This window comes from Arthrobacter sp. SE2, from assembly GCF_058244265.1.
Window position 1 is genome coordinate 1 of sequence record NZ_JBZAYA010000034.1, and the last position, 25816, is coordinate 25816.

Here is a 25816-nt window from a genome sequence, read left to right on the forward strand (position 1 = left end):
CTGACCCGGGAACGCGACGATTGGTGAACTGAGTCTGCGACAAGCGAATAGTGACAGCGGCCAAAGCACTTTGGCGCTAATGTCCAGGGCATGAGTGGCCTTGAGCAACGGGTACTTCGCGGCCCCGCTAACGAGCTCCAGGAGACGGTACCGCGAATCCGGGCCACACCCTGGGCATCCTTGGCTAGGTTTTCCATTCCGACGGCCCCCTGCTCCTCGGCGGAAACGCCTTCCATGTGGTGTCGGCGAAGGGCCTTGAAGACCTTGCATCCCAGCCGTTCGCCAATGCCGGCGAATTCCGCTGAGGGGGACGGCCAGGAAACCAGACCGCGGTTACCGCCGGGCATGTTGCCGGCACTGAAGTTCAGACGGGTCAGCCGGATGCCGGCGGCGACAATGGCGGTTTCAAATCGGGCGACGCCGAAGTCCGTGGGGACCGAATATCCAAGCGGCCACCAGAGCTCGACGGCGTCAAAGCCGCGCCTTGGCCGCGGCCGGACGCTCAAGCACGGGCATCGATATACGGCAAAACGACGGCGTCTACGTCCTCGACGTCTCTGTTCTCTCTGTCGAGGCTCTTGATATTCGGGGGCGGTGAAGGGTCATTTCTCGTTCAGCCAGTTGTCCTCCAGAAAATCCGGGCTGACGTAGCCCTTGGACAGCTGTTCACGGTGCCATGCATCCTGCAGTTCCTCAGGGAGCGCGCGATACTCTCGCCATAACAGACCAATCGCCACAGCGGCATACAGTTGATAGTCAATGATCCGTTGCAGTGCATCAGGATCATTCAACAGCAGCCGAGCCTCCGGATCCGTCAATGTTCGCCCTGAGAGCGCCGCGAAGTCCTCAAAGGCGCCGCTTTCCGTGAGGCCGATCTGTTCCAGGCTCGGTCGCCCTTCCGGTCGTCCGTCAACGTGGGTCACCAATTGGTCGTATAAGTCCAACCATCCGGACCGTTCGGGCTCATCCAGCCACATGGCCGCGTAGAACAGCATGAGGGCGTGGTGTCGGATCATGCTGTAGTTCCCCTGGACCGTGCCCAGCTGAATCTGGAGAACGTCGTTAGTCAAAGCCATTTCGGCCCGACTCATACCACTCAACAAGCTCCGGAGCTCGGGACGCAATTCGAAGACAGGCCCATAGGCGAGGTCCAGCAATTGCAGAAAAAACGTTGCGTCGGGAAGGTGGTTCACTACCCGTGGGTCGCCGCTGCTATCGAGCCAAGCCAGCATGAAATTCCCGTATAGCCGGTCACTCTCCCTTTCGACAACTCGGGGAATAACGGTGGCTGGGTCCGCCAACGGCCCAGCCAGTTCAAGCAGAGGGAGCGAGAGACGCCGACCCTTGTTAACCCAGGTGGACGCGAGCTCAGCCGTGATTTGGGTTGGGTGCTTCCAGCCCCCGTCTTCGAGATTGTCCTCGCAGACCACGTCGGAATGCCTGTTCATTTGAATCCTTTCTATCCTGGACGGTGACAATAATTCAGCGGATGCTGCCAGGACGTAGAAGCCGTCGGAGGCCATGGTGCTAGCTACGCCCGGCATCACGTGCTTATTGCCCAGATGGTTCGCGCGACGAGTCCTCAACCCACGAGCAGCACGGCCGGCCCGCCATCGGTGGTAGCCAGCTTTTAAAGCGGCTATTTGGTCTGGGGCCGGCGCTTGGGCGCCGGCGGGACGTGCGCTACAGCACTGGGCGCTGTGACGAGTTTCCTTTCGGTAAGTGCGCTGACGGCATCAGGATTGGCGCAAGACTGCCCGCATCCCGCGGAGGGGGCCGGGGTAACTTCGTTGGGATTCGCCAAAGGCGGCTCAATAATTGCTCTCCGCATGGAGGAACCCTGCTCTCAGCGCACCCGGATGGTCTTAGGCCTGGAGGGCTTTGGCCCAGAGGTTGATGTCGGATTCGACGGCGAATTCGTCGATCCTTTCGAGCTCATCGCTGGTGAAGTCCGGGCCCGATGCTGCCGCCAGATTGTCTTCGAGTTGTCGGACGCTGCTGGCACCGATCAGGGCCGACGTGACCGGGATTCCCTTGTTCTGTGGGCGCAGCACCCAGGCTATGGCCATCTGGGCGAGAGTCTGCCCGCGCTGGGCCGCGATCTCATTGAGGCCCCGGATCCGGGCCAGGTTCTCCTCGGAGAGTTGGGTGTCCACCAGCGACTTGCCTGCGGCCGCGCGTGAGTCCTCCGGGATGCCGTGCAGGTACCGGGTGGTCAGCAATCCTTGCGCAAGGGGCGAGAACGCGATGGCGCCTGCGCCCACCTGCTCAAGGGTCTGGAACAAGTTGGGGATGCCGTGTTCGGTCCAACGGTTGAGCATTGAGTACGAGGGCTGGTGGATCAGCAACGGTGTTCCAAGGCCCTCGAGGATGGCAGCTGCCTCGAGTGTCTTTTCGGGGGAGTAGGAGGAAATGCCGGCGTACAGCGCCCTGCCCGATCGGACCGCGGTGTCGAGTGCTCCCATGGTCTCCTCGAGGGGCGTGTCCGGGTCCGGGCGGTGGCTGTAGAAGATGTCCACGTAGTCCAGGCCCATACGTTCAAGGGACTGGTCCAGGCTCGAGAGCAGGTATTTCCTGGATCCCCATTCCCCGTACGGGCCGGGCCACATGCGGTATCCGGCTTTGGTGGAGATGACTAGCTCGTCGCGGTACGGCTTGAAGTCGTCTTTGAAATGCCGGCCGAAATTGGTTTCTGCACTGCCGCTGGGCGGACCGTAGTTATTGGCCAGATCGAAGTGCGTGACGCCGAGGTCGAAAGCCCGCCGAAGGATGGCCCGTTGTGTCTCGAAGGGCTTGTCGTCGCCGAAGTTGTGCCAGAGGCCCAGTGAGACCGCCGGAAGTTTCAGACCGCTCCGTCCGACCCTTCGGTAGGGCATGGAGTCATAACGGTCCTGCGCGGAGGCGTAGATCATGGTTCAGTTTCCTTCGGTCGCTGTCTTGTTCTTGCGGTTCTTGTTTGTCGTTTCGTGGGTGCAAGCGACGTCGGAGGCTTCTTCCAGAACCATGAGACCGATCCCGTCCCCAGCGTGTACCATCCGACGCCCGCGGCCCCCGTCGAGCCACACCCAGGCGGTAGTCCCATCTGCCGAGACCATGTCCAGCCAGCCTCTGGCAATCGTGCGGCCCCGGCTGATGAGGCCAACGTAGTTGCCCACCAACAGCTGCACCAGCAGCGAGGAGCCTAGGACCTCGATCCCGCCAAATACCCGGACATGGCGTTCCTCCCAATCGCCGCGCTCTCGGGTTTCGTATTTGACTTTCCTGGTGCTGTTCCGGGCATTCGAAACGGTACTGACCGAGTCGCCCGCTACGGCGGCGACGTCGCTCGTGCCAGACATCATCATCCTTGGTTCCTAGATTTAGCTTCGCGTTGTGGGAAATGGGGGAGTTCCAGGGCGGACAAACAGCTTGCACGTCATTGACGGACGTGTTGAGCCGATGGACTCGATGGCCTTGCTTCCGTGCTGATTGGTCGGCGCGAGCTGGCCGCCCTCAACAGCTTAAGTCCCGTGCGATCACCCGGAATGCGATGATCGTGGCCCTCTCGAACCTAGGATCGCCAGCCCCACCGAAGCGCTTTCGCCCAAACCCGGTGAAACTGTTCACTTCACACGTCTTGTCAAGAAGAAGGAACTTCGACGGCGGTCTGTGGCGTTCGCGCGACGCCAAAGGTGACGGTGCAGCAGCGGCCTGCGTTAAAGGGCGTGGGGAGGGTGGATGTGTTCGGGTTTGGCGATGCGGTCGAGGTGTAGCCGCAAGACTCGGAAGCGAATTCGAAACCATTCCACCGCCCACCCGGGTGGCTAGCCCTCCCCCGAATAGTCCACCCGGCCGGGTAGTAGCCAGCCACACCGCATCAGGAACGAAACTGAGGTCAGGCCTCAATGTGTCATTAATCACAAACACCTGTTGAGGAATACGCCGCTGGTGTCACCGCGCCTCAATATACAAAGGAGTATCAATGGAACGGCTCATTAACATCGACAACGGTGGAACGCTGACCGATATTTGTGTCTGGGACGGTGAGAATTTTTCGTTCACCAAGACGCTCACCACACCTTTCGACCTCTCCCAGTGTCTCTTCGACGGCATAGCCAAGGCTTCCAAGGACATCTTCGGTGAAGAAGATCTTCCGGGACTTTTGCACTCCACGCGCCACATCCGGTATTCCACCACCCAAGGCACCAACGCACTTGTCGAGCGCAAGGGGCCACGGATCGGCATCCTCACAGACAGCCTCGCCCTGGCCGAAGAACTTCGCAAGGGCGACGCAGCAGCGGAGCTGTTCGACGACCTTGTCGGTACACGCATAGCAGTTGTCAACGCCGAACGGGAGATGGAGGAGCTATCGCAGGAGATCGTCAAGCAGGTCAACCGGATGACGACCGACGGTGCGGCCAGGCTTGTCATCGCAATGGCGGACAGGGAGAAGGAAAGGGCCGTTAAGGGCATTCTGCTGCGGAAGTTCCCCCGTCACTTGCTGGGTTCGGTACCCATTCTTTTCTCTTGGGAATTCACGCCCGACGCCGTCCAGGGGCGCCGCGTATGGTCCGGAATCATCAATTCATTCTTACACCCCACCATGGAGCGGTTCCTGTACAGCGCCGAGCACCGGCTACGCGACCATAAGGTCAAGAACCCGCTCCTGATCTACCGCAACGACGGAGCTTCTTCCCGGGTGGCTAAATCTGTGGCGTTGAAGACCTACTCTTCCGGGCCTCGCGGTGGACTGGAAGGAACAAAAGCCCTGTCTGAGGCCTATGGACTTGCGCATGTGCTGATGATCGACGTCGGCGGGACAACCACTGATGTCGGCTCGGTGAAGAACTCAACCATCTCGACGGACCGCCGGGGATCCATTCAGGGCATTCCGGTTTCCTTTGAGATGAGCAACGTCCACTCGAGCGGCGTCGGCGGCAGCTCTGTCATCGGACTCCGCGACGGCATCATCACCGTCGGCCCCGAGAGCGTCGGGGCTGCACCGGGCCCCGCGTGTTTCGGCTTCGGCGGCAAGCAAGCCACCATCACGGACGTAAACCTTCTCCTGGGGGTCCTGGATCCGGACACCTACCTCGACGGAGGATTCGTCCTCGATGCCGAGCGGTCGCGTGCGGTCATCACCGAAGTCATCGCAGACCCTCTCGGGATAACCCTGAATGAGGCGCTGATTCGCATGGAGGCCGCCTACTTCGAACGCATGTCGCAGTCCTTTGCCAACGACGTCGAGGATGCGGACGCTACAACGGTTGCCGCGTTCGGAGGTGCAGGCCCGATGAGCGCCTGCGGCTCGGCACGGATCGCCGGCGTCCGCCGAGTGCTCGTGCCCGAAATGGCTGCTGTCTTCTCGGCCTTCGGAATCGGCTTCTCCGACATTGCGCAGACCTACGAGGCCAACGTGGCCGGAATGGACGCCGAAGAATTCGGTGCAAGCAAAGCGGCGCTGCTGGCCCGGGCGACCCGGGACATGTTCCAGGAGGGCCATGAAATCGACGAATGTCGGCTCGAATGGAACGTGGTGCTTGAAGACGCCGAAGGCCAGCTGATTTCGGAGCTCCCATACTTGGATTCCGATCCCCAGCCCGGCACCCGCGAACACAACACCTTGCTGACCCTGACCGCCCGCTACGAACTGCCGCACGCGTCGATCAGACGAGCCGAATCAATCGCGAGGATGCCCGCCGTCGCCACCTCTACCCGAAACGTCCGCTCCGCCGTGGACCAGGTCGATGAGGTCCCGGTATTCGAGCTGAAACGCCAAACAGCCGGTGCGTCGGCCGAGGGTCCGGCAATCGTGGAGGGCCCCTATTTCACGGCCCGGGTGCCGCACGGCTGGACCTTCGACGTGACGGTCTCCGGTGACCTCATGCTTACAGACACCATCCAGAAGTGACCACCACACAACCATCATTAAGAAAACAGGTGAGACAAGTCATGCGGATTCCAATGACGGAATATCTGATCATCGATCTCGACACGGAGCGGTGGACCTGCCGGGTCTGCAGCCATGACCTCGGCGACGCCCGGGGCAATTACAAGGAGGGAACCCTGGTTTACGACCGGGACCCGAGAGAAATCCATCAGTCGATTCTTGATCCGGAAAGGTACGAGTTCACCTTCGCTCCGGACCCCGCTTTCTGCAGGATTCTCGAGTTTTACTGCCCGGGTTGCGGGACGCAGCTCGAAACGGAGTATGTACCGCCGGGACACCCGCCGACCGTGGACATGCTCTGGGATATCGACTCGCTCCGCGAACAGTGGACGAAACGTGGAACCAACCCGGAGACCGTCATCAACTACGGACCCGGCGAAGAGGCCGTTGCAGACTTCAGCCCGGCCCTTGGTTCGTACAACAGTCTGTCCCCGTTCGCCCGTCACTCGCACAGCTAAGGAAACCACTGGTCATGAAACGAATTTCCGTTGACATCGGCGGTACATTTACCGACTGCTTTTTCGCTTGGGACGGCCTGTACGTTGAAGCGAAGGCGCTGACAACACACCACAACCTGGCCCAAGGCTTCAATGAAGCACTCGACCTCGCCTGCTCGCGCGCTGGACTCGACCGCGATCTCGTTCTGGCCGAAGTCGATTCAGTCCGCTATGCAACAACCCTCGGCACGAATGCACTTATTGAAGGGAAGGGCCCGAGGGTAGGCGCACTCGTGACCCACGGGTTCGAGGACACCATCCCGCTCTCCCGGGGCCGTGGCTACGGCGAAGGGCTGGACCCTTCCAAGCAGCAAAATATGCCGGATGCCACCCGCCCGGATCCGCTCGTGCCCCGCAGCCTGATCCGCTCGGTCAAGGAACGAATCAACTCGGCCGGCAAGGTTGTCGTGTCCCTGATGGAAGACGACGTCCGCACGCAGGTTCGCGAACTTGTGGACAACGGGGCAGAAGCGATCGTCGTCTCCCTGGTCAATTCGACAGAAAATCCCGTCCACGAGCAGCAGATCCTCGACATCATCCTGGACGAGTATCCGGCCCACGAACTCGGGGCTATTCCCGTTCTATTGGGAAGCCAGGTGTCCGGCCGAAAGGGCGAATATGTGCGGGCAACGTCCACTATTGTCGACGCCTTTCTGCACGAAATCATGTTCCACGCACTCGGGCAGTTGTCCAACAACCTCCGGGGTTCCGGGTATGACAAACCCATGCTTGTCATCCACAACTCAGGCGGCATGGCACAGTCGAATTCCACCGACGCACTACAGACCATCCACTCCGGACCCATCGCCGGAGTAGGCGCTGCCCAGCACCTGGCCGACAGCACGGGGCTGGGAAATGTCATCTCCACAGACATGGGCGGCACCTCCTTCGACATCGGGCTCGTCCCCGAGGGAGGAGTCAAGCACTACGACTTCCAGCCGACCATCGGACGCTGGCTTGTCTCCGTTCCGATGATTCACCTGTTGACCCTGGGTGCAGGAGGTGGATCGATAGCAAGCTACGACCGCATTCACCACTCAGTGCAGATCGGGCCGGAATCAGCTGGCTCGGACCCCGGTCCGGCATGCTACGACCGTGGCGGCCTCCGCCCGACGGTCACCGACGCGGACTTGGTCCTCGGATACCTTGATCCGGACAACTACGCCAACGGCTACATCAAGCTGAACAAGAAGCGCTCCATCTACGCCATTGATGAGGTCCTCTCCGATGAACTGAACATGGACACTGTTGAGGTCGCCAAGATCGTCAAGAACGCCGTCGACGAGCAGATGGCCATCGGCATGTCGAAGGAGTTGCGCGTCAGGGGCTATCTTCCGGAGGACTTCACCATGCTGGCCTATGGCGGTAACGGTCCGCTGCATGCGTGCGGCATCGCCGACCACGCAGGTATACGCAAGATTCTCGCCCCGCCGTTCTCCTCGGTCTTCTCAGCCTGCGGAGCCGGCAACATGAAACCCCTCCATATCCACGAGCGGGGCTCACATGTCGTCCTGTACAACCCAACGGACCGTAGCCTCTACAAGAACTATGGCGAACTGAACCGTGTCATCCAGGAGCTCGAAGCAAAGGGCAGGGAAGACCTCGTTCGTCAGGGTTACAACCCCGTCGACATCCGCCACAGCCTGGAGATGGACCTGCGTTACGGTAACCAGCTGGTGACCACAGCGGTCGTCTTCGACATCAACCGCGTGAATGGCGTGGCCGATGTGCTCCACCTGATCCGTACCTTCTCCGACATCTACGGTCAGCGCTACGGTGCTGGCAGCCAGGCTCCCGAGGCCGGGATCAGGGCGCAGACCGTGCGGGTCTCGTCCTATGTGGAGGGTGACGTGGTCAAGTTTGACTCGATCGACTCCGGACATGACAGAACCATGCCGTCCCCGATCGGCACAAGGCAGGTCCACTTCGTGAAGATCGACGGAGCCGTCGATACGCCCGTCTATGATGCCGAGGCGTTGCACCATCAGCACGTCATCCACGGCCCGGCAATCGTGACGACCGAAAACACCACCTATCTCGTCGAGCCGACCTGGCGCCTGGAGCCGACATCCCAAGGCGCCGTGTGGTTCCTCAAGGACTGATCCGTGCCCTGCGGATCCTCCACCTACCTTCCCGCTACTCCCATTGAAGGAGCTAGATAGCAATGACGCTTACAGCAAATGAAAACAGCACTACCGGTGGAGCCGCCGCCCAGCCGCTGACCGCCCAGGAACAGCAGTGGGTGGACCAGTTCATGGACGAAACCACCCTCTTCCTCGGCCCGGACCCGGCCATCATGCGCAGCCACCAGATCACCTCCCGCTCGGCCTACGAAGAGGAGTGCATTGCCAAGGGCGTGGACCCCATCCAGGTCGACCGCATCCGCAAACGGCTTGCCGGTGCCCTCGACGAAGGCTACGAAATGTGCGAGGCCATGGGTGCCGCTCCCGGTGCCAAATGGGGGGACCTGACGACAGCCATTTACACGGCCGAAGGGGACGTCACCTACCTGTCCTGCCACGGAGTTATCGCGTTCTCCGCGATCCTGCATCACCCGATCCGCTACATCATGAAGTATTGGAAGGACGAGCCGACCGTTGGGATCAATCCCGGCGACGGATTCATCCACAATGATGCCCGGTACGGAAACGTCCACAACACGGACCAATCGATGATCACACCGATCATGCGCGACGGCCAGATCATCGCGTGGGTCGCGGCGACGATCCATGAAGGTGAGAACGGCGCCTGCGAGCCAGGCGGAATGCCGTCGGGCTCGGAGACCCCGTTCGATGACGGACTGCGGATGTCCCCATTCAAAATCGTTGAGAAAGGCGAACTTCGCCGGGATTTGCTGACATTCCTACAGCACTCGGTCCGCGACCCCAAACTGCAGTTGGCAGACCTCAAGGTCAAGATCGGTGCCGTTCAGCGAATCCAGGAACGCGTTGACAGCATCATCGAGGAAGTGGGGGTCGAGACGTTCGTAGCGGCGCTGCGAGTCACAGTCGAGGACGTGGAGCAGGAAGTCAAACGCCGCATCAGCGAGCTCCCCGACGGAACCGTGTCCTTCAACCAGTTCATGGACTCCACGCTCAAAGAAAACATCCTGATCAAGCTTGCCTGCAAGGTGACGGTCAAGGGCGACAAGATGACCGTGGACCTGAGGGGAACCGGTCCGGAAATCCTCAACCGGGCCATCAACTCCCCGCTGTGTTCAGTCAAGTCAATGATGATGCAAGCGATCCTTGCGTTCTGGTGGCCGGACCTGCCGCGGTGTACTTCGGCGATGTCGCCCATCGACATCATCTCGGATGAACATACCTGGGCCGACGCCGGTTACGATGCGCCGATGGGTCAGTCGCTGCAGGCCTCGTTCCGCGCGTTCTCGGCCCTGCAGACCGCCTTCGCCAAGATGCAGTTCTCCAACCCGGAGAAGTTCTCAAACGTCCTGGCTCCGTGGTTCAACCAGATCAACACCTTCCTCTGGGGAGGTCTGACCCAGCATGGGGACCAGGTGGGCAACCTGTGTGCAGACCTTAACGGTATGGGCGGCGGGGCCAAGGCGTTCCGAGATGGTGAAGATGCCGTCTCCCCACTGTTCTGCGCCATGGCTGACACCGCTGAACAGGAAGTCATGGAGGAGGAGGTTCCCTTCATGCAATTGGTCAGTAAGCGGATCGTCCGCGACAACCAGGGTTTCGGCAAGAATAGCGGCGGTATGGGCTACGAGATGATTGTCGCCGCTGAAGGAACGCCGATGTGGGGCTTCATGACGGTTGCTTCGGGGTCCAAGTTCTCCTCCATCACTGGGATGTTCGGCGGTTATGGTTGCAGCACAAACCCGCTTGCCATGGTCAAAGGCATCAACATCTACGACATCATCCGCAAGGATTCCAGCAAGTTCGATTTGTCCATGGAACGGATCATGAACGAGCAGCCCTACAAGGGCGGCAAATACAGCACTGCCCATATGGGCCTGCAGTTCGATGTCGCAAAGGACGGCGAGCTCTACATGATCGCCCAGGGCTCCGGAGGTGGTTACGGCGATGTTCTGGAACGCGACCCAGAATCGGTCGCCAAGGATCTGGAGCTCGGGCGCATTTCAGCGAAGGTGGCCACCAGCATCTACGGCGTCGTCTGGGATCCTGACACCTTTGTGGTGGACCACGAGGCAACCACGCAGTTGCGTCATGACTCGCGGCAAGCACGGATCGCCCGCGGCAAGCCGTACAAGGAGTTCCTTAAGGGCTATGTGAAGGCCGAGCCTCCGAAGGATCTGCTCTACTACGGGTCCTGGGGCGACGACACGGAGGAGCTCACCGCCACCCACTTCACCAGCAACGGCCCGGAACGGGTCAAAGCGACCATCGACAAATTGCCACTGATCATGCTTCCGGACCGCCGGGAAGTGAAGATCACCGAACTGGAGGAGAGAATTCGCGAACTGGAAATGAAGCACGGAGAAGTCGTCCAGCGCAAGTCCTAGCCCTCCAACGTAGATCCTGATTCGGGACCAACGCATTCAAAATCCCCTTCAGCGCCGCATCCTCCGGAATCCAGGACGGTGCGGCGCTGAAGGCCTGTAACAGCCAAAGTTCGGAGAAAGACGTCATGACCACTTCCACTGCCGCCACACTTGCAAACGTTGTTGCCTCCCCTCCCTCGGGGCGGGCGAAGGCCGTGGTGTTTGATCACCATGAGTACGCAGCATCCGTGATTCTTCGCGGCCATGCCGTGCCCTGGGACAACGCCACCGCTTACGCGGCTTTCTTCTCTCAGGCACAAGGGCTGCTCAGGCCGGACATCGCCATGTTGGACTTGAAGCGACTCTACGATCATCTCACAGCCGGAAATACCGGGCTCGAGACCGCAATGGCGGCTAGATCCCGGACGGGGTACGCGCTTCGGACTTTGTTGGCAGACAATGACACAAACAAGGCGGTCCTTGAATTCGCCACGGTGTTCGCTCAGACGGCACGCCAGCCGGTGGTCCTGCGCATCCCCTCGCCGAGGGAATGGCTCATCGCCACACACCGTTTCGGCGGCGCTGACAACCTGAGCGAGCTGGTCGCGGACGACGCTGAAAACGCCTCGATGTATGTCAGTGACTGGCTACGCGCCTTCGCCGCACTGCCCGTCGCCGGCTTGTTGCTGGATAACCGCGCGCCTAACGAAGGCCCCGGACGCGTGCCCGTTGCGCTGGAGGCCTATACACCGATCGCCAACGTGACTAGCAACTATCGGTGGACGCTAGGGCAGTTGGACGACGAGAAAGTGCACCTGCAAGCCGACACTGCGGTGGGCGGGTATGTCCCTGGAAGCTTTTGGCTGGATCCTGATGTAGAACTTCCGTCCGCAGACTTTTACCTGGCAGAGATACCAAGCGCAGCACGACCGGAAGACGTGCTGTTGCGGCTTGATGCCCTGAGGTGACCGGCCGCAGTCATGACCGGCCGTGCAGTTCAAGCTTGCTTCAGCAAATGCCTGCGGCGCGCCTCATCCACACAGGCCTGACGGCCGCTTACGCCGAGGCTACTGAAAAGGTTCTTCAAGTACCACTTCACCGTGTTGATCCCCAGATGAAGCTCCTGGGCAATTTCGCGATTGGATCGACCCTTGTCGATAAGCAGCAGAATGGTCTGTTCGCGTTGCGACAAGGCCGGTTCCGGGACAGAGGCGCGTCGGGGTCCCACGTGCTGCTGCCGACCCCCGCTTAGGACGCGGGAGGTGCCCCGGTTGACTGCAGTATTTAGATCCAGCCGAATCAGGAGACTGAGAAACGACCCGAGATTTGGGTGGTAGTCGTAGTTGGGCGGACCCAGCCTTAGCTCCTCAGAGATGCTATGCACGAGTTCGGAACAGGCAACGCCGCCGTCCAGCACTGGCCGGACAAGGCCCAACCGGCAACATGTGTTCAGGGCTGGCAGAAGGGTCTCTTCCGCCTCGCTATGAAGACCTGCCAGCTGGAGTGCTGAGGCCAACAGTATGCGGGCGTGTAGTTCCGCACGCGGGCCGGTGTAGGCCGCCGCCCGTCCCAGCAGATACCTGGCCTTTTCTACTGTGGACAGGTGCTCAGAAGTAGTTGCACCAACAGTTCCACCATTGCCCATTTCTGACTGGATCTGGGCAGCAAGGAAAATCTCGTAGGTGGTTTCGTCCAGACCCTCCAGCCTTTGCACCGCATTGCCGTGCATTGGGGGAAATCCTGCGGCACCGCGTGGTTGGAAGGGGCCAGGTTTGATGCCCAGCCGCACGCGTTCAAGGGTGATGACGAGTTTAAGCCTCGAAAGTCCCAGACTATCCGCTACGGAGTCGCCTTCGTCCAGTATCTCGGCGGCCTTAGACGAGTCTCCACGAAGGTCCTTGATTCTGGCGAGAGTCGAAAAGGTGGAAATCATGAAGTCTACGACTCCGCCTTCTGATCCCAGCTCGTGTGTTTCTTCAAGAAGCCTTTCGGCTTTGTCCAAATCGCCGCGTTCGTAAAGGAGTTGCCCCATCATCGCGCCCGCCAGGCGGGCTGCGTGGGAGTGTCGTCCTGCGTGACTGCGGCCCAATTCGACGGCTAGGGCGAATTGCTGTTCGACCTGCTCCATATCGAGCAGCGCATAGGCGGCCAGGCCGGCAAAGCAGTGTCCGTATACATTGCTGAACGGGCCCGAGGTCTGGTCGTGGAATCTGTTTGCCCAGCGTTGCTGTTCAAGCGCGAGACTGTACTGGCCGTCGTGAATTTTCTTGAACGTCGACACGTTCGCAGCGACTGAGACGATCCAGGGCCGGAGCCTGCTAGCGTGCGGGAAGCACTTTTCGTCCAGCTCTCCCACGCGACCCACAGTGTCTCCGTAGATATCGATGCAGCTCTGGACGACAAGACTCTCGACCGCTAGTTCAAAGCGGTCGTCATCGCTGAGTGTCGTGTCAGAGGGCATCACGGTTTCAGCTTGGTCGAGCGCGTTTTGGGCTTCCCCGGCCAGATGAAGCAGTGTATTTGCCCACGCAATGGCCATCTGGAGCCTTGCCTGGCCAGCAACACGATCAGCCGGGATTTTGCCCACGAGCGCGAGCAACGTCGCCATGCTCGAGTGCTCTACCAGCCACATCGCGCGGGACTCGACGATTTCTACGGCGAAGTCGATGTCACCCGCGGCCAGTGCGTGGTCCACGGCGTCGCTCGGGAATCCGTTGTCCGAGTACCAGTGTGCTGCGGTCAGATGCAGCTCCCTGGCGCGTCCTGGGTAGTCGCGGTCCAGTCGACGACGCAGATAGTCTTCGAAGAGATGGTGATAGCGGTACCAGGTACCGTCCTCGTCAAGCGGCTGCAAAAATAAGTCCCGGGCCTGGACCTGTTCGAGCATGGACTGCCCCTGTTCCACACCCGACAGCGCCGACGCGAGGCCGGCGCAGAGCCGCTCTGGAACGGACGAGGTCAAGAGGAAATTCAGCACATCCGGTTCCAGAGTGTTAAAGACGTTTTCTGCTAGATACTCGCCAATCGACTGATGCCCTCCGGATAGTCTTTCGATGAAGGCTGACGCTTCACTATGATCGCGTAAGGACAGGGACACGAGTTGCAGCGCGGCGATCCAGCCTTCAGTGGTCCTATAGAGGCTGGCGACGTCCTCTCCGCCGAGGTCCAGACGGTTAAGGTCTACCAGGAAAGACTGGGATTCAGCCTGGTCGAACCGCAACGAGACAGCATCCACTTCAACCAGTTGGCCGCGTACCATGAGCCGACCGAGGGGGAGGCCTGAGCGGGTGCGGCTTGTGATGATGAAGGACAGATGGGTGCCGCCGGCGTCCAGTAGCCGCTCGGTGACGTCTAGGGTTCGTTTGTCCGTGACCAAATGCCAGTCATCCAACGCGATGACAATATCCTGACCGCCCTCGTCGATTGCATTAATGAGGGCGGGAATAACATATCGTTCCGCGTCGTCGGGTCTTTCCTCGAGCAGTTGCTGTAATTCGTCGTCGAATCCCGTCTTTGCTCTTCCAATCGCTTCGAGCAAGTGGGACAAGAACCAGACAGTGTTGTTGTCATCCCGGTCCAGCGAGAGCCAGACTGTCGTTCGCCCTTGCGAGGCGAGAAGCTCCATCCATTGAGCGGCTAGGGTGGACTTGCCAAAGCCTGCTGGAGCGTGGATCAGGGCCAGGCGCCAACCAGTGTCTGCGCGGAGAACGTCGGTCAGGCGGGTCCGGGGGACCCATTGACCGACGGGTTTAGGGGGGCGGAACTTGCTTGAAGCGCCGGGAGGCACAACTGCCATCTGCCACCTCCTTGTGGTCCCGCATTTGTAAGGACTGCTCTAAGCCCTCTAAAAATCTTATGGCAACAGATGCGCCAAAGACACTGCGGCGCGGCCGAGCTGGTCCGCCGACCTAGATTGGTAATCAACGCGACCCATTTCGTTCAACATGTCTAGGCCACTCGAAAAGACTCAAGGGCAGCAGGGACACCACAGGAGGTCAGTGCGGGTGGGCCTTGGCCCTGGGCCGGCGACCCGAACGCCGTCGGGCAGCTTGTTGGCCACGAGCGTGGGATGCAGATGCCGAGACGGTGCAGTGGCGGGATCAGGTGTCCTGCTGCGCGAACTCCACCCCGAGGAGGAGGCCCCCTCATATGTCCTGCGGCCGTCAGCGAGACACAGCAAGAGCTGACCTTGCGATGGTCCTCTTTGTGGCGAACGATGGCTGCCGCGGCTGATCGGACCGGGCTAGGGACCTAACTCAGTGGCTAGCGCTTTTAAGTCCTGGCGTGCAGATAAAGAACCTGGGCTGCTCGATTGGCGCGAACGGAACTATCAGCCACTGGTGGCCGTACAGCTCTACATATGAATCATCGGGGCAACGGGCATAAGCCTCCTCACGCGTCATCTACTGGCCCCCTCTTTCCGCAACGGGGCGGCGCTGCGCACGGCTCGCTCCCGGCTCGAAATCATTGCTGAAAAGCCTCCGCGGTTCCGGGCAGGAGAAGCGGATAGTGTCTCACCACTGTCGACATTGACAGGCCGTTCCATGGCTACTCCCTTGCATATCTTGCCTCACGGTGACACTGGTGGTGTCGTGTATTCAGTCTGGCTCGGCAGCCGGAGTGGCCCGCAACTACCTCCCCGGGTGAACTTTTCGAGGCACGCTTGGCCACCCGGGTGGGGAGGAGTAGGGCTGTCAGGGGGTGGAGCCCCGATGGCAGACGCCCGAAGCTCATGCCAATCAGCAGTTTGGCGATAATGGCTTGACGGTTCCTATGTTTTGGCCTAACGCTGTTCAAACCCTTGTGATTGACTAGGGCCATGGCCGCACCCATTGAGGACTATGCGCTCCTGTCGAATCTCTCTACAGGGTGTCTAATCTCCCGCCGGGGTAGCGTCGACTGGCTCTGTTTGCCACGCTTCGACTCCGCGTCAATCTTTGGCGCGCTGCTGGGGCGCGAAGAACATGGACTGTGGCTACTTGCCCCCAGCCATCCGGAGGCTGTCGTCGTAGACCGTCACTATATGGCCTCGACTTTTGTCCTTGAGACAACGTGGCAGACTCTTGGCGGAATGGTCCGGATTACCGACTTCATGCCTATCGGGGAAAGCCGTTCATCTCTTGTGCGTCGAGTCACTGGCCTGAGCGGGACTGTCGCCCTTCTTCAGGAGCTGAGGATTCGCCCACGCTACGGTGCCCTATTGCCGTGGGTGAGCCGATATCGCGAGAACACCACGCTCGGTGCTGAAATATTACTGGCCAGAGCCGGACCGGACGCCTGGGCATTGCGGGGGAGGCATCTGCCCCAAGCCCACGATCGTGGGCATGTAGGGGAATTCGTGGTTACAGCTGGCGAGAGCGTGGACTTCGAACTGACATGGTTTCCGTCACATCGCGACGTGCCGCCCGCCGTCGATATCGAAGCTGCTCTTGAAGAAGCGGTGCATTATTGGACCCTGTGGGGAGGCCATTGTCGTCAGGACGGGGTATACGGGGGCGCAGTCAAGCGATCGCTGTTGGTGCTGCGCGCTCTGACGCACTATGAAACAGGCGGTATCGTCGCTGCCCCCACAACCTCTTTACCGGAGGATTTTGGTGGTTCGCGCAACTGGGACTACCGCTATTGCTGGCTTCGCGACGCCTCATTGACGCTGGAATCCATGTTGACGCATGGCTATGAATCGGAGGCTCTGAAGTGGCGCAACTGGCTGTTGCGTGCCCTTGCCGGTGATCCGGAGGACATCCAGATTATGTATGGAGTCGCCGGAGAGCGGGACCTTCCCGAGAAAGAACTAGACCACCTGCCTGGCTACCAGAACGCGAGACCAGTTCGGATCGGCAACGCCGCGGTCTCTCAGTACCAGGCCGATGTAGTGGGAGAAGTCTTGGTCGCGCTGGAAAGACTGCGACTAGCTGGCGGCAGGGAAGACCACTTCTCCTGGGCATTACAGTGCGCCCTCCTGGGCTTTGTGGAGAATCATTTAAACGACAAAGACTTCGGTCTTTGGGAGATGCGCGGGAGTGCCAGGTACTTCACGCATTCCAGAGTCATGATGTGGGCTGCATTCGACTGCGGCGTCCGTGCGGTTCGGGATCACGGATTGCCGGGCCCGCTGGAGCACTGGCAGGAACTCCGGGAACGCCTGCGGACGGAAATATTGAATAAGGGCTTCAACCGCGACCTAAGGTCATTCACACAAACCTATGGGGGGCGACAGACAGACGCCGCATTGTTAGCTCTACCGCAGGTTGGATTCCTCGCCTATTCGGACCAGCGCATGCTCGGTACCGTTTCCCAGCTGGAAAAGGAGCTCCTGACTGAGGAGGGACTGCTTCTTCGGTACCGGACTGAGACCGGCGTAGACGGACTTGAACCGGGTGAGCATCCATTTCTCGCATGTTCCTTCTGGCTAGTGGAGCAGTACGCTCGCACGGATCGCTGGACCGAAGCCAAGGCTCTGATGGACAAGCTCGTCGGGTTCTCCAATGAAGTGGGTCTGCTCAGCGAAGAATACGCCGTGAAGGAAAAACGGATGGCGGGTAATTTCCCGCAAGCATTTTCCCATTTAGCCCTTGTACGTGCCGCGGATGCAATGCACGGAGTCGACCGCCTCAGTCTGGCGGTTAAAGAAACCGCATGACTGATGGTGCTGCGTGAATTCGACGCTGGTAGCCTCCGGATGGACCGGGAGCCCAGGGCAGGTGATCCGGCGAGTCACGGAGTGGCTTGCCATATTTGTGCTTCGATGGCGACATGTTTGATACTCCCGAGCTCAGCGGGCTCTCTCTTGGTGCACATTCAGGAAGCGATCCGCGATTCCGCGCGTATGGGCCCGCAGCAAGCCAGGTGTCGCGGTGGGCCTGCCGGAGTTCGGCGAGGCTGATTGCTCGTTGGTCGAGCTAGTTCGGAAAGTAGCCCGCGGCCGCGTCGCCCTCCAAACCAGCCAGCAAAATTGTGACACACCACTAGTTGTCGGTGCCCCGTTCTGCTGGGGCGGAGCCACCCGCGCGGCTCGGTGGGTGTGAGCCGCTGGCCTGACCGTCAGCGGGAGGCGGCTACGGTGCGGATTTCGTCCGCGATGGTCTTCCCCAGGAGTTCGGTGCTGCCGCTGCCGCCTAAGTCGGGCGTAAGGGCCCGATCTCCCTTTGCGAGGATGTTCTCGAAGGCCTGCACTACTGCGGCAGCGGCGGCGTCTTCGCCAAGGTGCTGCAGCATCATTGATGCGCTCCAGATCTGGCCGATGGGGTTGGCGATGCCCTTTCCGGCGATGTCCGGGGCTGATCCGTGGACCGGTTCGAACAGGCTCGGGAACCGGCGTTCGGGGTTGATGTTGCCGCTGGGTGCGATGCCTATCGTTCCCGCGCAGGCCGGTCCCAGATCGGACAGAATATCTCCGAAAAGGTTGCTGGCCACGACCACGTCGAACCTCTCGGGATGCAGTACGAAGTTCGCCGTCAGGATGTCGATGTGGTAGCTGTCGGTCCTTACGTTGCTGAAGGTTTGCGCCATCGCTTCGACCCGCTCGTCCCAGTACGGCATGGCTATCGAGATGCCGTTGCTCTTTGTTGCCGACGTCAGGTGTTGCTTCGGGCGGCTGTCGGCGAGACTGAACGCGTACTTTAAGATGCGGTCCACGCCGGTCCTGGTCATGACCGTCTCCTGGAGGACCGTTTCCCTGTCGGTCCCTTCGAACATCCTGCCTCCGATGCTGGAATATTCACCCTCGGTGTTCTCCCTGACCACGTAGAAGTCAATCTCCCCCGGAACCCGGTTCGCTAGTGGGGTCTTAACGCCGGCCAATAGTTTCACGGGCCGCAGGTTGACGTACTGGTCGAAGTGGCGCCGGAACTGCAGAAGGCTTCCCCACAGCGATATGTGGTCCGGGACGGTTTCCGGGGAGCCAACAGCGCCGAAGAAGATGGCATCGAAGCCGCTGAGCTGATCGAACCAGTTGTCGGGAAGCATCTTTCCGTGCGTGAGGTAGTAATCGCAGTTGGCATAGTCAAAGACCGTGGTCTGCAGTTTGAAATCAAAGGCCTCTGCCGCCGCTTCTAGTGCCCGGACCCCCTCGGGTACAACCTCCTGCCCGATTCCGTCACCGGCAATCACTGCGATTCTGTGCGTCTGTGTCATGGTGAGACTTTCTTGTTGGGGCACAGGCACAGGGCCCTGTTAGCACCGAGTGGTGCGTTGTGCTTTCTGTCATACCAGTGTATGGATGAATAAGCGCAGGAGTTAGGGGCGTTCCAGCAACACATTGTTTCTTATAGTGAAAGAAGTAACGGCAAATGGATATGAACAGCGTGGATGACCTGGAGTTCTTTGAACAGATCTCCCGATCGAGAAGCCTGACGGACGCCGCCAGAAGCTGGGGAAAGTCACTCCCTTCGGTCAGCAAACGGTTGACCCAGTTGGAGTCCCGGCTCGGCGTGCAGCTTGTCCGAAGGAGCACCCGGAGGCTGACCCTCACACCCGAAGGGGAGCAATACGCCGCCGGGGCATTGTCGATCCTTCAGCAGAAAATGGACCTCGAGGAAGGGGTGGCACAAAAATATGGCGAGCTCCAGGGACGGATTGCCGTGCACTCGACCATTGGCCTCGGCCGGATCCACATCGCCCCCTTGCTTGGTGAGTTCGTGCGGAAACATCCCCGGGTTTCCGTGGACCTGGAGCTTTCGGCTTTTCCCCTCAACATCGCCGGTACGAGCTTTGACATCGCCATCCGTGTCGGCAGTCTTGCGGACTCGAGGCTCAAGTCCAAGCGCCTTGTGGAAAGCCGCCGGATAGTGTGCGCCGCACCGCACTACCTCAACAGCATCGGCCGCCCGAGCACGGTCGCCGAACTTGAACAGCACAACTGCATCATTCTCCGACAAGACAGCAGCGACTACGCGTTATGGCGATTCGGATCGGAGGGCCGGGAGCAGCACGTACGGGTGAAAGGCAACATGGTCAGCGACGACGGAGAAATAGTCACCGGATGGTGCCTTCAGGGCCTTGGACTCATCATGCGCTCCAGCTGGCACGTAAACCCGATGCTGCGACGGGGGCTCCTGCAGCAGGTCCTGGAAGACGTGCCGACGCCGGCAGCGGACATTCATGCCGTATACCCCGCCGCCGTACACACCCCGCGCCGCGTCAGCGAAGCCATCGAATTCCTGAGGCTGGGTCTTACGGAACGACTGGCGTAAGCCCGACTGCTGTCGAGGTCTGCCATCGGGTTAGAAGGCGTCCCTCCATGGTTCCGCACGCTAGTGCAGAACAGGAGCTGCCAATCGAAGGTGCCATTTAACGGCCACTATCCGCCAACAGTCACGATCAATAGTCATGGCGATGATTCCTGACCATGGCTTGGTGGGCTCCTTTCGGCCGCCGCGGGGGTGAAGGCCTGTTTCGTCAGATGCTGCTTTCGCGCACGCGCAGGGTTGGTTTCAACCGGATGGATTCGATGTGTTCACCGTCCAGAAGCCGCTTCAGGAGCTGCACCGCCGTCCGCCCGATATCCAGCATGGGCGAGTGGACGGAGGTGAGCGGGATGGGGAGCTCCGAGGCCAGGGAGGTGTCATTGAAGCCCACGACCGCCACGTCCCGGCCGACGGTGAGGCCATGGGATCGTATTGCCCCCATGGCGCCGATCGCCGCAAAGTCATTGACGGCGAACAGGGCAGTGGGGTGAGGGTAACAGCCGGTCAGGATTGTCTCGGCGGCTTCTCGCCCTCCGGCGGTGTCGAACCGGGACCACACCACCGCTTCCTGGGGAATTTTGCCACCCAGAGCACGCCATCGATCCACGAAACCGGCCGTCCGGTCAACCGCGGTGCTGGCATAGGGTTCACCGGCGATCACGGCGACGTTCCGATGCCCCTTGCGCCACAGATGGTCGGCCACGAGCTGGCCGCCGATGACATCGTCGCAGGTGGCCGATGGGTAGCCGGGCACGCGGCGGTTCATGAGCACGAAAGGAACCCTGCGGGCGGTCAACTCCCGCAACAGGCTGCCGTCAAGGTGTGCGTCTCCGATGATCAGCCCGTCCACCCGTCGCGCCAGCATCGTGTCCGTCTTCCTGCGTTGTTCCTCCGGGTCGTCTCGGGAGTTCATGACAAACGTGGAATAGCCCTGCTCAGCCGCGGCCTCTTCAATGCCCTCGTACATGATGGCCAGTACGAGGTCCGAAAGCCGCGGCACAATCACACCCAGAAGGTGGGTGCGCCGTGTCCGCAAGCCGGTGGCCTGGGGGTCCGGGGAGTAGCCGCGTTTCCGCGCCAGATCACGCACGCGTTGGGCGGTGGCAACGGAGGCCGCCCCTCGCGCCACTTCGGAGCCGGAGTGCAGGATTCTGGACACGGTCGATGGGTGTATGCCGAGCTCGTTTGCCAGATCCTTCAGCGTGACGGTGCGGCCGTCGGCCGTGCTGTCGTCCAATTCATTCCCCTGCCTCAGCGCAAAAAAGTCTACAGCACCCAGCGTGCCCGATGACCTGCGGATCTCTGGTTTCTGAACCCTTGACGTGCCGCACTTCACATTCTATAGTCATTTCACCGGCTACCCAATCGATTGGGTAGCCGTGGCGTCGGCGCCCGGAGCGGAGGTGTTTACATCCTCGAAACCCCGGGTGCCACCACAGGAAACATCACAAGGATATTTTTTTACTCGTCAACCCAATCGATTGGGTATGAGCCTGGCAGCAGGTGCAAGACATTACGGAGCGGAAATGACTGTCACAGATTTGAGTGGAGCCCATGTGGTGCTGCTGGCCACGGGCGGAACAATCTCTTCGCGTGCGTCAGAGGACGGGGGAGCCGCCGTGGCCTCGGACACGGGGGCGCAGGTGTTCGCCAGCATGGGGGTCCCGGCCTCTCATCCGGTCCGAGTGGTCGATGTCTTCCGAAAGGGTTCATACCTGCTGACCGTCGATGACATGATCGCCGTCTGCGCCAAGATCAAGGAGGCCCTGGCTGACCCCCAGGTACTTGGGGTAGTGGTCACTCACGGTACCGACACGATGGAGGAGACGGCTTACCTTGTCGCTCTCACCCACGATGATCCCCGCCCGGTGGTGTTCACCGGAGCGCAGGAGCCCGCCGACTCCGCATCCCCGGACGGTCCAGACAATCTCAGCCGTGCTATCGCTGTCGCTGGCTCCCCCCAGGCCCGGGACAAGGGCGTGCTGTTGGCGTTTGCCGGGACGATCTTCCCTGCTGCCGGAGTACGCAAGAGTCACACAACGAGGCTCAATGCTTTCTCCAACCCGGATTTCGGAACAGCGGGATGGGTGTCTGACACTGGGGAAGTCCGGATGCAGAAAGCAGCGTCTGGAATCGAGCCGCTGCCTCTGCCGTGCGCAGCAGCGGGGTCGCCGCGCGTGGACCTGATTGCCGCCTACCCTGGAGCGGATTCCACTCTCCTGCGGGCCTCCCTCCATGGCGGGGCCGCGGGAATTGTTCTCCAGGGGACGGGAACCGGCAACGCCAACCGCGAACTGTGCCCGGAGATCGCTGACGCCACGGCGGCTGGTGTCGTCGTGGTCACAAGCACCCGGGTCGACGCCGGTGCCGTGGTCCCGCGCTACGGCGACGGTGGCGGTGAGGACCTGCGCGCGGCCGGCGCCATACCGTCCGGGCTGCTCCGGCCATCCCAGTCGCTGATCCTTCTCAGTCTTCTGCTCAGGCTCAACACTCCGAAGGCCCGCATCGCGGAGATCTTTGCCCGCCGAGGCAAGCTCCCCTGACCGTTTCCCCTAAACACAAACACAACGTAAACAAAACAAACGCAGTGAAAGGTTCATCTCATGACTAAGGACATCCAAGTCGCGTTCGGCGTCGACGTGGACGCCGTTGCCGGAATGCTTGGCTCTTACGGGGGCGAAGACTCCCCGTGTGACATCTCCCGCGGGCTGTTCAGTGGAGAAGTCGGCGGCCCGCGCCTTATCCGGCTCTTTGAAAAGTACGGACTGCCCGCTACCTGGTTCGTGCCGGGTCACTCAATCGAGACCTTCCCGGACCTGACCCGGATGATCGTCGATGCAGGGCATGAGATCGGCGTTCACGGGTACTCGCACGAGAACCCGATCGCCATGACTCGTGAGCAGGAGACGGCCATTTTGGACCGGTCGATCGAACTGATCGAAAAGGTCTCAGGCCGCCGTCCCACCGGCTACGTCGCACCGTGGTGGGAATTCTCACCTGTCACCAACGAAATCCTGCTCGAACGCGGAATCAAGTACGACCACTCACTGATGCATCGCGATTTCGAGCCCTACTACGTCAGGGTCGGCGACAGCTGGAAAAAGATCGACTATACAAAGGCCGCCGAGACTTGGATGGAGCCCCTGGTCCGGGGCAAGGAAACCGACTTGGTCGAGATCCCCGCCAACTGGTACCTCGACGACCTGCCACCCATGATGTTCATCAAGGCCGCTCCGAACTCACACGGATTTGTCAGCCCCCGGGATATCGAACAGATGTGGCGCGACCAATTTGACTGGGTGTACCGGGAAATGGACCAGGCAGTCTTCACCATGACCATCCACCCGGACGTCTCCGGTCGCCCCCAGGTGCTGCTCATGCTCGAACGGCTCATCGATCACATCAACTCCCATGAAGGCGTCAGCTGGCTCACTTTCGACCAGATCGCGGACTCCTTCCTCGCCCGCAGCCCCCGAAAGGAAAGCAACTGATGACTGCCCAGCAGACCGCCGTCGACCTGACGCAACCAGCACCGAACGAGAAACGCCGCTTCCCGGTCTTCTCGAAGCGCAACACCAGCATCGCCACCGTCCTTGCCCTGCTCGCCTGGACCGTCGCCGTCTTCGACTACGGACTGTTCGGCACACTCCTGCCAGCCATGCAGGAGGAGTTTGGGTGGACAGCAACGGAAGCTTATGCAATCAACACCTGGATCGCTGTAGGTACCGCCGTCGTGTGCTTCGGCATCGGCCCGGTCATCGACCGGCTGGGTCGCCGCAAGGGCATGATGACCACTATCGGGGGAACCGCGGTTATCTCCGGGCTGACCGCGCTGATCCCGACCGGGATCCCGCTCCTCAGCAACGGCCTGCTGGTCCTGATCCGTTCTTTCGGCGGGCTCGGATTCTCCGAACAGGCCGTCAACGCCACCTACATGAACGAGGTTTACCAGGTCACCGAAGTCGCCGACAAGCGCAAGCGTCCCGGCTTCCACTACTCGTTCATCCAAGGCGGCTGGCCGCTGGGCTTCCTGCTGGCCAGTGCACTCGCCTTGGTCTTCCTTCCCTCCCTTGGATGGCGTGCTCTGTACCTGATGGCGACCATTCCGGCGGCGATCATCGTCTGGGTCATCTCAAAGAAACTGAAGGAGACCCCTCAGTTCGAACTGCACCACAAGCTGACCCAGCTTGAGAAGGGCGGCAAGTCCGCGGAAGCCCACTCCCTCGCGCACGCCTACGGCGTCGAGCACTCCTCCGCGGCCCCGCTCAAGCGCATCTGGGAACCCCACCTGCGCCGGAATACGATCATCTTCTCCCTGGCCTGGATCTTCAACTTCTTCGGCATCATGATCTTCAGCATCCTCGGCAGCTCAGTCCTGAAAAACGCCAAGGGCGTGGAACTCTCCGACGCCTTCTGGATGCTTATCGTGATCAACATGCTCGCCTACTTCGGATATGTCTTCCACGGCTGGCTTGGCGACAAGATCGGCCGGAAGCGGACCATCATCGGTGGCTGGATCCTCTCCGGAATTTCCTTCACGATCATGCTCAGCCCCCTAGCCACGAGCCCGTTCATGATCATCCTCACCTACGGTGCCGGACTGTTCTTCCTGGTCGGACCGTACGCGGCGATCCAGTACTTCATGGCCGAGTGCTACCCGGTGAGCTGCCGCGCCACGGGCACCGCATTCATCGGCGCCATGAGCCAGCCCGGCGTGATCCTGGGTGGGGCCCTCTTCACGGCAGCAGCCGCCGGAGCGGGAACCGGCTCCGCCGCACTCTGGGTCGGAGCCGCGGGAACACTGTTCTCCGGGCTCCTCATGATCGCCGCCAAGCCGCCCGTTGAAGCCCTGCTTGAGGACCACCCCCATGACATCTGACAACAAGGTCGCCATCATCACCGGGGCAGCCAGCGGCATCGGACGAGCCCTAGCGGTCCACTACGCAAAACGCGGAGTGCGCTCCGTCATCGGCACGTTTCCAGGAGATCCCCATGATCCGGAAGAAACCCTCCGCTTGGTGAAGAATGCCAACGGTGAGGCGGTCATCCAGGAAGTGGATGTCCGGACCACCGTCTCGGTCGACGGGCTCGCCCAACGGGCTTTGGACGAGTATGGCCGGTTGGACTACGCGATCGCGAATGCGGGAATCCTGCGCAACTCACCGCTGGACGAGATGTCCGATGAACGATGGCACGACATGCTCAACGTGGACCTCACCGGGGTGCTGCGGACCTTGCGTGCCGGTGCGGCGAGAATGACGGAAGGCGGCGCCTTGGTTGCAATCTCCTCCATCGCCGGCGGCGTCTATGGCTGGGAGGAACACGCGCACTACGCGGCAGCCAAGGCCGGGGTCCTTGGCCTTGTCCGCAGCGTCGCCGTGGAACTTGGGCCGCGCCAGATCCGCGCGAACGCTGTTATACCGGGTCTCATTGAGACCCCGCAGTCGCTGGACTCCGTCAACTCGCTGGGTCCTGAAGGACTTCTGCGGGCCGGAAAAGACATTCCCTGGGGGCGTGTGGGGACGCCGGAGGAAGTCGCAAGCGTCATCGGCTTCCTCACCTCTGACGATTCCCGCTACATCACTGGACAGTCCCTAATCGTTGATGGTGGACTCACCGTCAAAATGAGAGCCTAACGACGAAATGGACACTATGAGCATACCGACTATTGAAGGCGCAGGCCGGGCGGTAGTCGTCACGGGCGGCTCCAGCGGGATAGGCCGGGCGATCGCCGACG

17 protein-coding genes and 1 pseudogene are annotated in these 25816 nt (G+C 60.8%); 11 read left to right on the forward strand and 7 right to left on the reverse strand.

Annotated features, from left to right (window positions below; translation table 11 throughout):
* Nucleotides 1-66: 66 nt before the first annotated feature.
* From AC4CS3_RS23100 to AC4CS3_RS23115, 4 genes and pseudogenes are all read right to left on the reverse strand, one after another.
* Nucleotides 67-516, reverse strand: a pseudogene (locus AC4CS3_RS23100) (hydroxypyruvate isomerase); the annotation flags it as partial.
* 86 nt (nucleotides 517-602) lie between these two features.
* Complete coding sequence (locus AC4CS3_RS23105) at nucleotides 603-1523, reverse strand: hypothetical protein (protein ID WP_490785409.1); 921 nt, start codon at nucleotides 1521-1523, stop codon at nucleotides 603-605.
* Between the two features lie 342 nt (nucleotides 1524-1865).
* On the reverse strand, nucleotides 1866-2912 hold the full coding sequence (gene mgrA / locus AC4CS3_RS23110; protein WP_490785410.1) for an L-glyceraldehyde 3-phosphate reductase: 1047 nt from the start codon (nucleotides 2910-2912) through the stop codon (nucleotides 1866-1868).
* Nucleotides 2913-2915: 3 nt separating this feature from the next.
* Entirely contained in the window at nucleotides 2916-3338 is a 423-nt protein-coding gene (locus AC4CS3_RS23115) for a hypothetical protein (protein WP_490785411.1), read from the reverse strand.
* Between the two features lie 623 nt (nucleotides 3339-3961).
* On the opposite strand from AC4CS3_RS23115, the gene AC4CS3_RS23120 reads away from it, so the two are divergent.
* The 5 genes from AC4CS3_RS23120 to AC4CS3_RS23140 all read left to right on the forward strand — a co-directional run bounded on the left by AC4CS3_RS23120 (nucleotide 3962) and on the right by AC4CS3_RS23140 (nucleotide 11862).
* Complete coding sequence (locus AC4CS3_RS23120) at nucleotides 3962-5890, forward strand: hydantoinase/oxoprolinase family protein (protein ID WP_490785412.1); 1929 nt, start codon at nucleotides 3962-3964, stop codon at nucleotides 5888-5890.
* Nucleotides 5891-5943: 53 nt separating this feature from the next.
* On the forward strand, nucleotides 5944-6387 hold the full coding sequence (locus AC4CS3_RS23125; RefSeq protein ID WP_490785413.1) for an acetone carboxylase subunit gamma: 444 nt from the start codon (nucleotides 5944-5946) through the stop codon (nucleotides 6385-6387).
* A 14-nt stretch (nucleotides 6388-6401) separates the two neighbouring features.
* Nucleotides 6402-8528 carry a hydantoinase/oxoprolinase family protein gene (locus AC4CS3_RS23130; RefSeq protein WP_490785414.1) on the forward strand — a complete coding sequence of 709 codons (2127 nt, stop codon included), beginning with the start codon at nucleotides 6402-6404 and terminating at the stop codon, nucleotides 8526-8528.
* Between the two features lie 62 nt (nucleotides 8529-8590).
* The gene (locus AC4CS3_RS23135) at nucleotides 8591-10915 is read left to right on the forward strand and encodes a hydantoinase B/oxoprolinase family protein (protein ID WP_490785415.1); all 2325 of its coding nucleotides are present in this window, start codon (nucleotides 8591-8593) and stop codon (nucleotides 10913-10915) included.
* Nucleotides 10916-11040: 125 nt separating this feature from the next.
* Nucleotides 11041-11862 carry a hypothetical protein gene (locus AC4CS3_RS23140; RefSeq protein ID WP_490785416.1) on the forward strand — a complete coding sequence of 274 codons (822 nt, stop codon included), beginning with the start codon at nucleotides 11041-11043 and terminating at the stop codon, nucleotides 11860-11862.
* 29 nt (nucleotides 11863-11891) lie between these two features.
* On the opposite strand, the gene AC4CS3_RS23145 is transcribed toward AC4CS3_RS23140, so the two are convergent.
* On the reverse strand, nucleotides 11892-14432 hold the full coding sequence (locus tag AC4CS3_RS23145; RefSeq protein WP_490785417.1) for a helix-turn-helix transcriptional regulator: 2541 nt from the start codon (nucleotides 14430-14432) through the stop codon (nucleotides 11892-11894).
* A gap of 1281 nt (nucleotides 14433-15713) precedes the next feature.
* Between AC4CS3_RS23145 and AC4CS3_RS23150 the strand changes: the two genes are divergently transcribed.
* Nucleotides 15714-17534 carry a glycoside hydrolase family 15 protein gene (locus tag AC4CS3_RS23150; RefSeq protein ID WP_490785418.1) on the forward strand — a complete coding sequence of 607 codons (1821 nt, stop codon included), beginning with the start codon at nucleotides 15714-15716 and terminating at the stop codon, nucleotides 17532-17534.
* 401 nt (nucleotides 17535-17935) lie between these two features.
* Here AC4CS3_RS23150 and AC4CS3_RS23155 read toward each other — a convergent pair whose 3' ends face one another.
* Nucleotides 17936-19027 (reverse strand): tartrate dehydrogenase, encoded by a 1092-nt coding sequence (locus AC4CS3_RS23155; RefSeq protein ID WP_490785419.1) that lies wholly within the window; start codon nucleotides 19025-19027, stop codon nucleotides 17936-17938.
* A gap of 155 nt (nucleotides 19028-19182) precedes the next feature.
* Between AC4CS3_RS23155 and AC4CS3_RS23160 the strand changes: the two genes are divergently transcribed.
* Nucleotides 19183-20085, forward strand: a complete 903-nt coding sequence (locus AC4CS3_RS23160) for a LysR family transcriptional regulator (RefSeq protein WP_490785420.1) — start codon at nucleotides 19183-19185, stop codon at nucleotides 20083-20085.
* Nucleotides 20086-20290: 205 nt separating this feature from the next.
* Here the strand turns inward: AC4CS3_RS23160 and AC4CS3_RS23165 are convergent, their stop codons facing one another.
* Nucleotides 20291-21316, reverse strand: a complete 1026-nt coding sequence (locus AC4CS3_RS23165) for a LacI family DNA-binding transcriptional regulator (RefSeq protein WP_490785421.1) — start codon at nucleotides 21314-21316, stop codon at nucleotides 20291-20293.
* A gap of 289 nt (nucleotides 21317-21605) precedes the next feature.
* Between AC4CS3_RS23165 and AC4CS3_RS23170 the strand changes: the two genes are divergently transcribed.
* Genes AC4CS3_RS23170 through AC4CS3_RS23185 form a run of 4 tightly spaced genes read left to right on the forward strand, consistent with a single transcriptional unit; the run spans nucleotide 21606 to nucleotide 25715 of the window.
* Nucleotides 21606-22622 (forward strand): asparaginase, encoded by a 1017-nt coding sequence (locus tag AC4CS3_RS23170; RefSeq protein WP_490785422.1) that lies wholly within the window; start codon nucleotides 21606-21608, stop codon nucleotides 22620-22622.
* Between the two features lie 60 nt (nucleotides 22623-22682).
* On the forward strand, nucleotides 22683-23570 hold the full coding sequence (locus tag AC4CS3_RS23175; protein ID WP_490785423.1) for a polysaccharide deacetylase family protein: 888 nt from the start codon (nucleotides 22683-22685) through the stop codon (nucleotides 23568-23570).
* Nucleotides 23570-24958 (forward strand): MFS transporter, encoded by a 1389-nt coding sequence (locus AC4CS3_RS23180; RefSeq protein WP_490785424.1) that lies wholly within the window; start codon nucleotides 23570-23572, stop codon nucleotides 24956-24958. The genes AC4CS3_RS23175 and AC4CS3_RS23180 overlap by 1 nt, the downstream gene beginning before the upstream one ends.
* The gene (locus AC4CS3_RS23185; protein ID WP_490785425.1) at nucleotides 24948-25715 is read left to right on the forward strand and encodes an SDR family NAD(P)-dependent oxidoreductase; all 768 of its coding nucleotides are present in this window, start codon (nucleotides 24948-24950) and stop codon (nucleotides 25713-25715) included. Before AC4CS3_RS23180 ends, AC4CS3_RS23185 begins: the two co-directional genes overlap by 11 nt.
* The last annotated feature ends 101 nt before the right edge of the window (nucleotides 25716-25816 follow it).

Coding starts and splice junctions, on each gene's coding strand:
- AC4CS3_RS23105 (WP_490785409.1), bottom strand. CDS start 1,523: ATGGCCTCCGACGGCTTCTACGTCCTGGCAGCATCCGCTGAATTATTG.
- mgrA (WP_490785410.1), bottom strand. CDS start 2,912: ATGATCTACGCCTCCGCGCAGGACCGTTATGACTCCATGCCCTACCGA.
- AC4CS3_RS23115 (WP_490785411.1), bottom strand. CDS start 3,338: ATGTCTGGCACGAGCGACGTCGCCGCCGTAGCGGGCGACTCGGTCAGT.
- AC4CS3_RS23120 (WP_490785412.1), top strand. CDS start 3,962: ATGGAACGGCTCATTAACATCGACAACGGTGGAACGCTGACCGATATT.
- AC4CS3_RS23125 (WP_490785413.1), top strand. CDS start 5,944: ATGACGGAATATCTGATCATCGATCTCGACACGGAGCGGTGGACCTGC.
- AC4CS3_RS23130 (WP_490785414.1), top strand. CDS start 6,402: ATGAAACGAATTTCCGTTGACATCGGCGGTACATTTACCGACTGCTTT.
- AC4CS3_RS23135 (WP_490785415.1), top strand. CDS start 8,591: ATGACGCTTACAGCAAATGAAAACAGCACTACCGGTGGAGCCGCCGCC.
- AC4CS3_RS23140 (WP_490785416.1), top strand. CDS start 11,041: ATGACCACTTCCACTGCCGCCACACTTGCAAACGTTGTTGCCTCCCCT.
- AC4CS3_RS23150 (WP_490785418.1), top strand. CDS start 15,714: ATGGCCGCACCCATTGAGGACTATGCGCTCCTGTCGAATCTCTCTACA.
- AC4CS3_RS23155 (WP_490785419.1), bottom strand. CDS start 19,027: ATGACACAGACGCACAGAATCGCAGTGATTGCCGGTGACGGAATCGGG.
- AC4CS3_RS23160 (WP_490785420.1), top strand. CDS start 19,183: ATGGATATGAACAGCGTGGATGACCTGGAGTTCTTTGAACAGATCTCC.
- AC4CS3_RS23170 (WP_490785422.1), top strand. CDS start 21,606: ATGACTGTCACAGATTTGAGTGGAGCCCATGTGGTGCTGCTGGCCACG.
- AC4CS3_RS23175 (WP_490785423.1), top strand. CDS start 22,683: ATGACTAAGGACATCCAAGTCGCGTTCGGCGTCGACGTGGACGCCGTT.
- AC4CS3_RS23180 (WP_490785424.1), top strand. CDS start 23,570: ATGACTGCCCAGCAGACCGCCGTCGACCTGACGCAACCAGCACCGAAC.
- AC4CS3_RS23185 (WP_490785425.1), top strand. CDS start 24,948: ATGACATCTGACAACAAGGTCGCCATCATCACCGGGGCAGCCAGCGGC.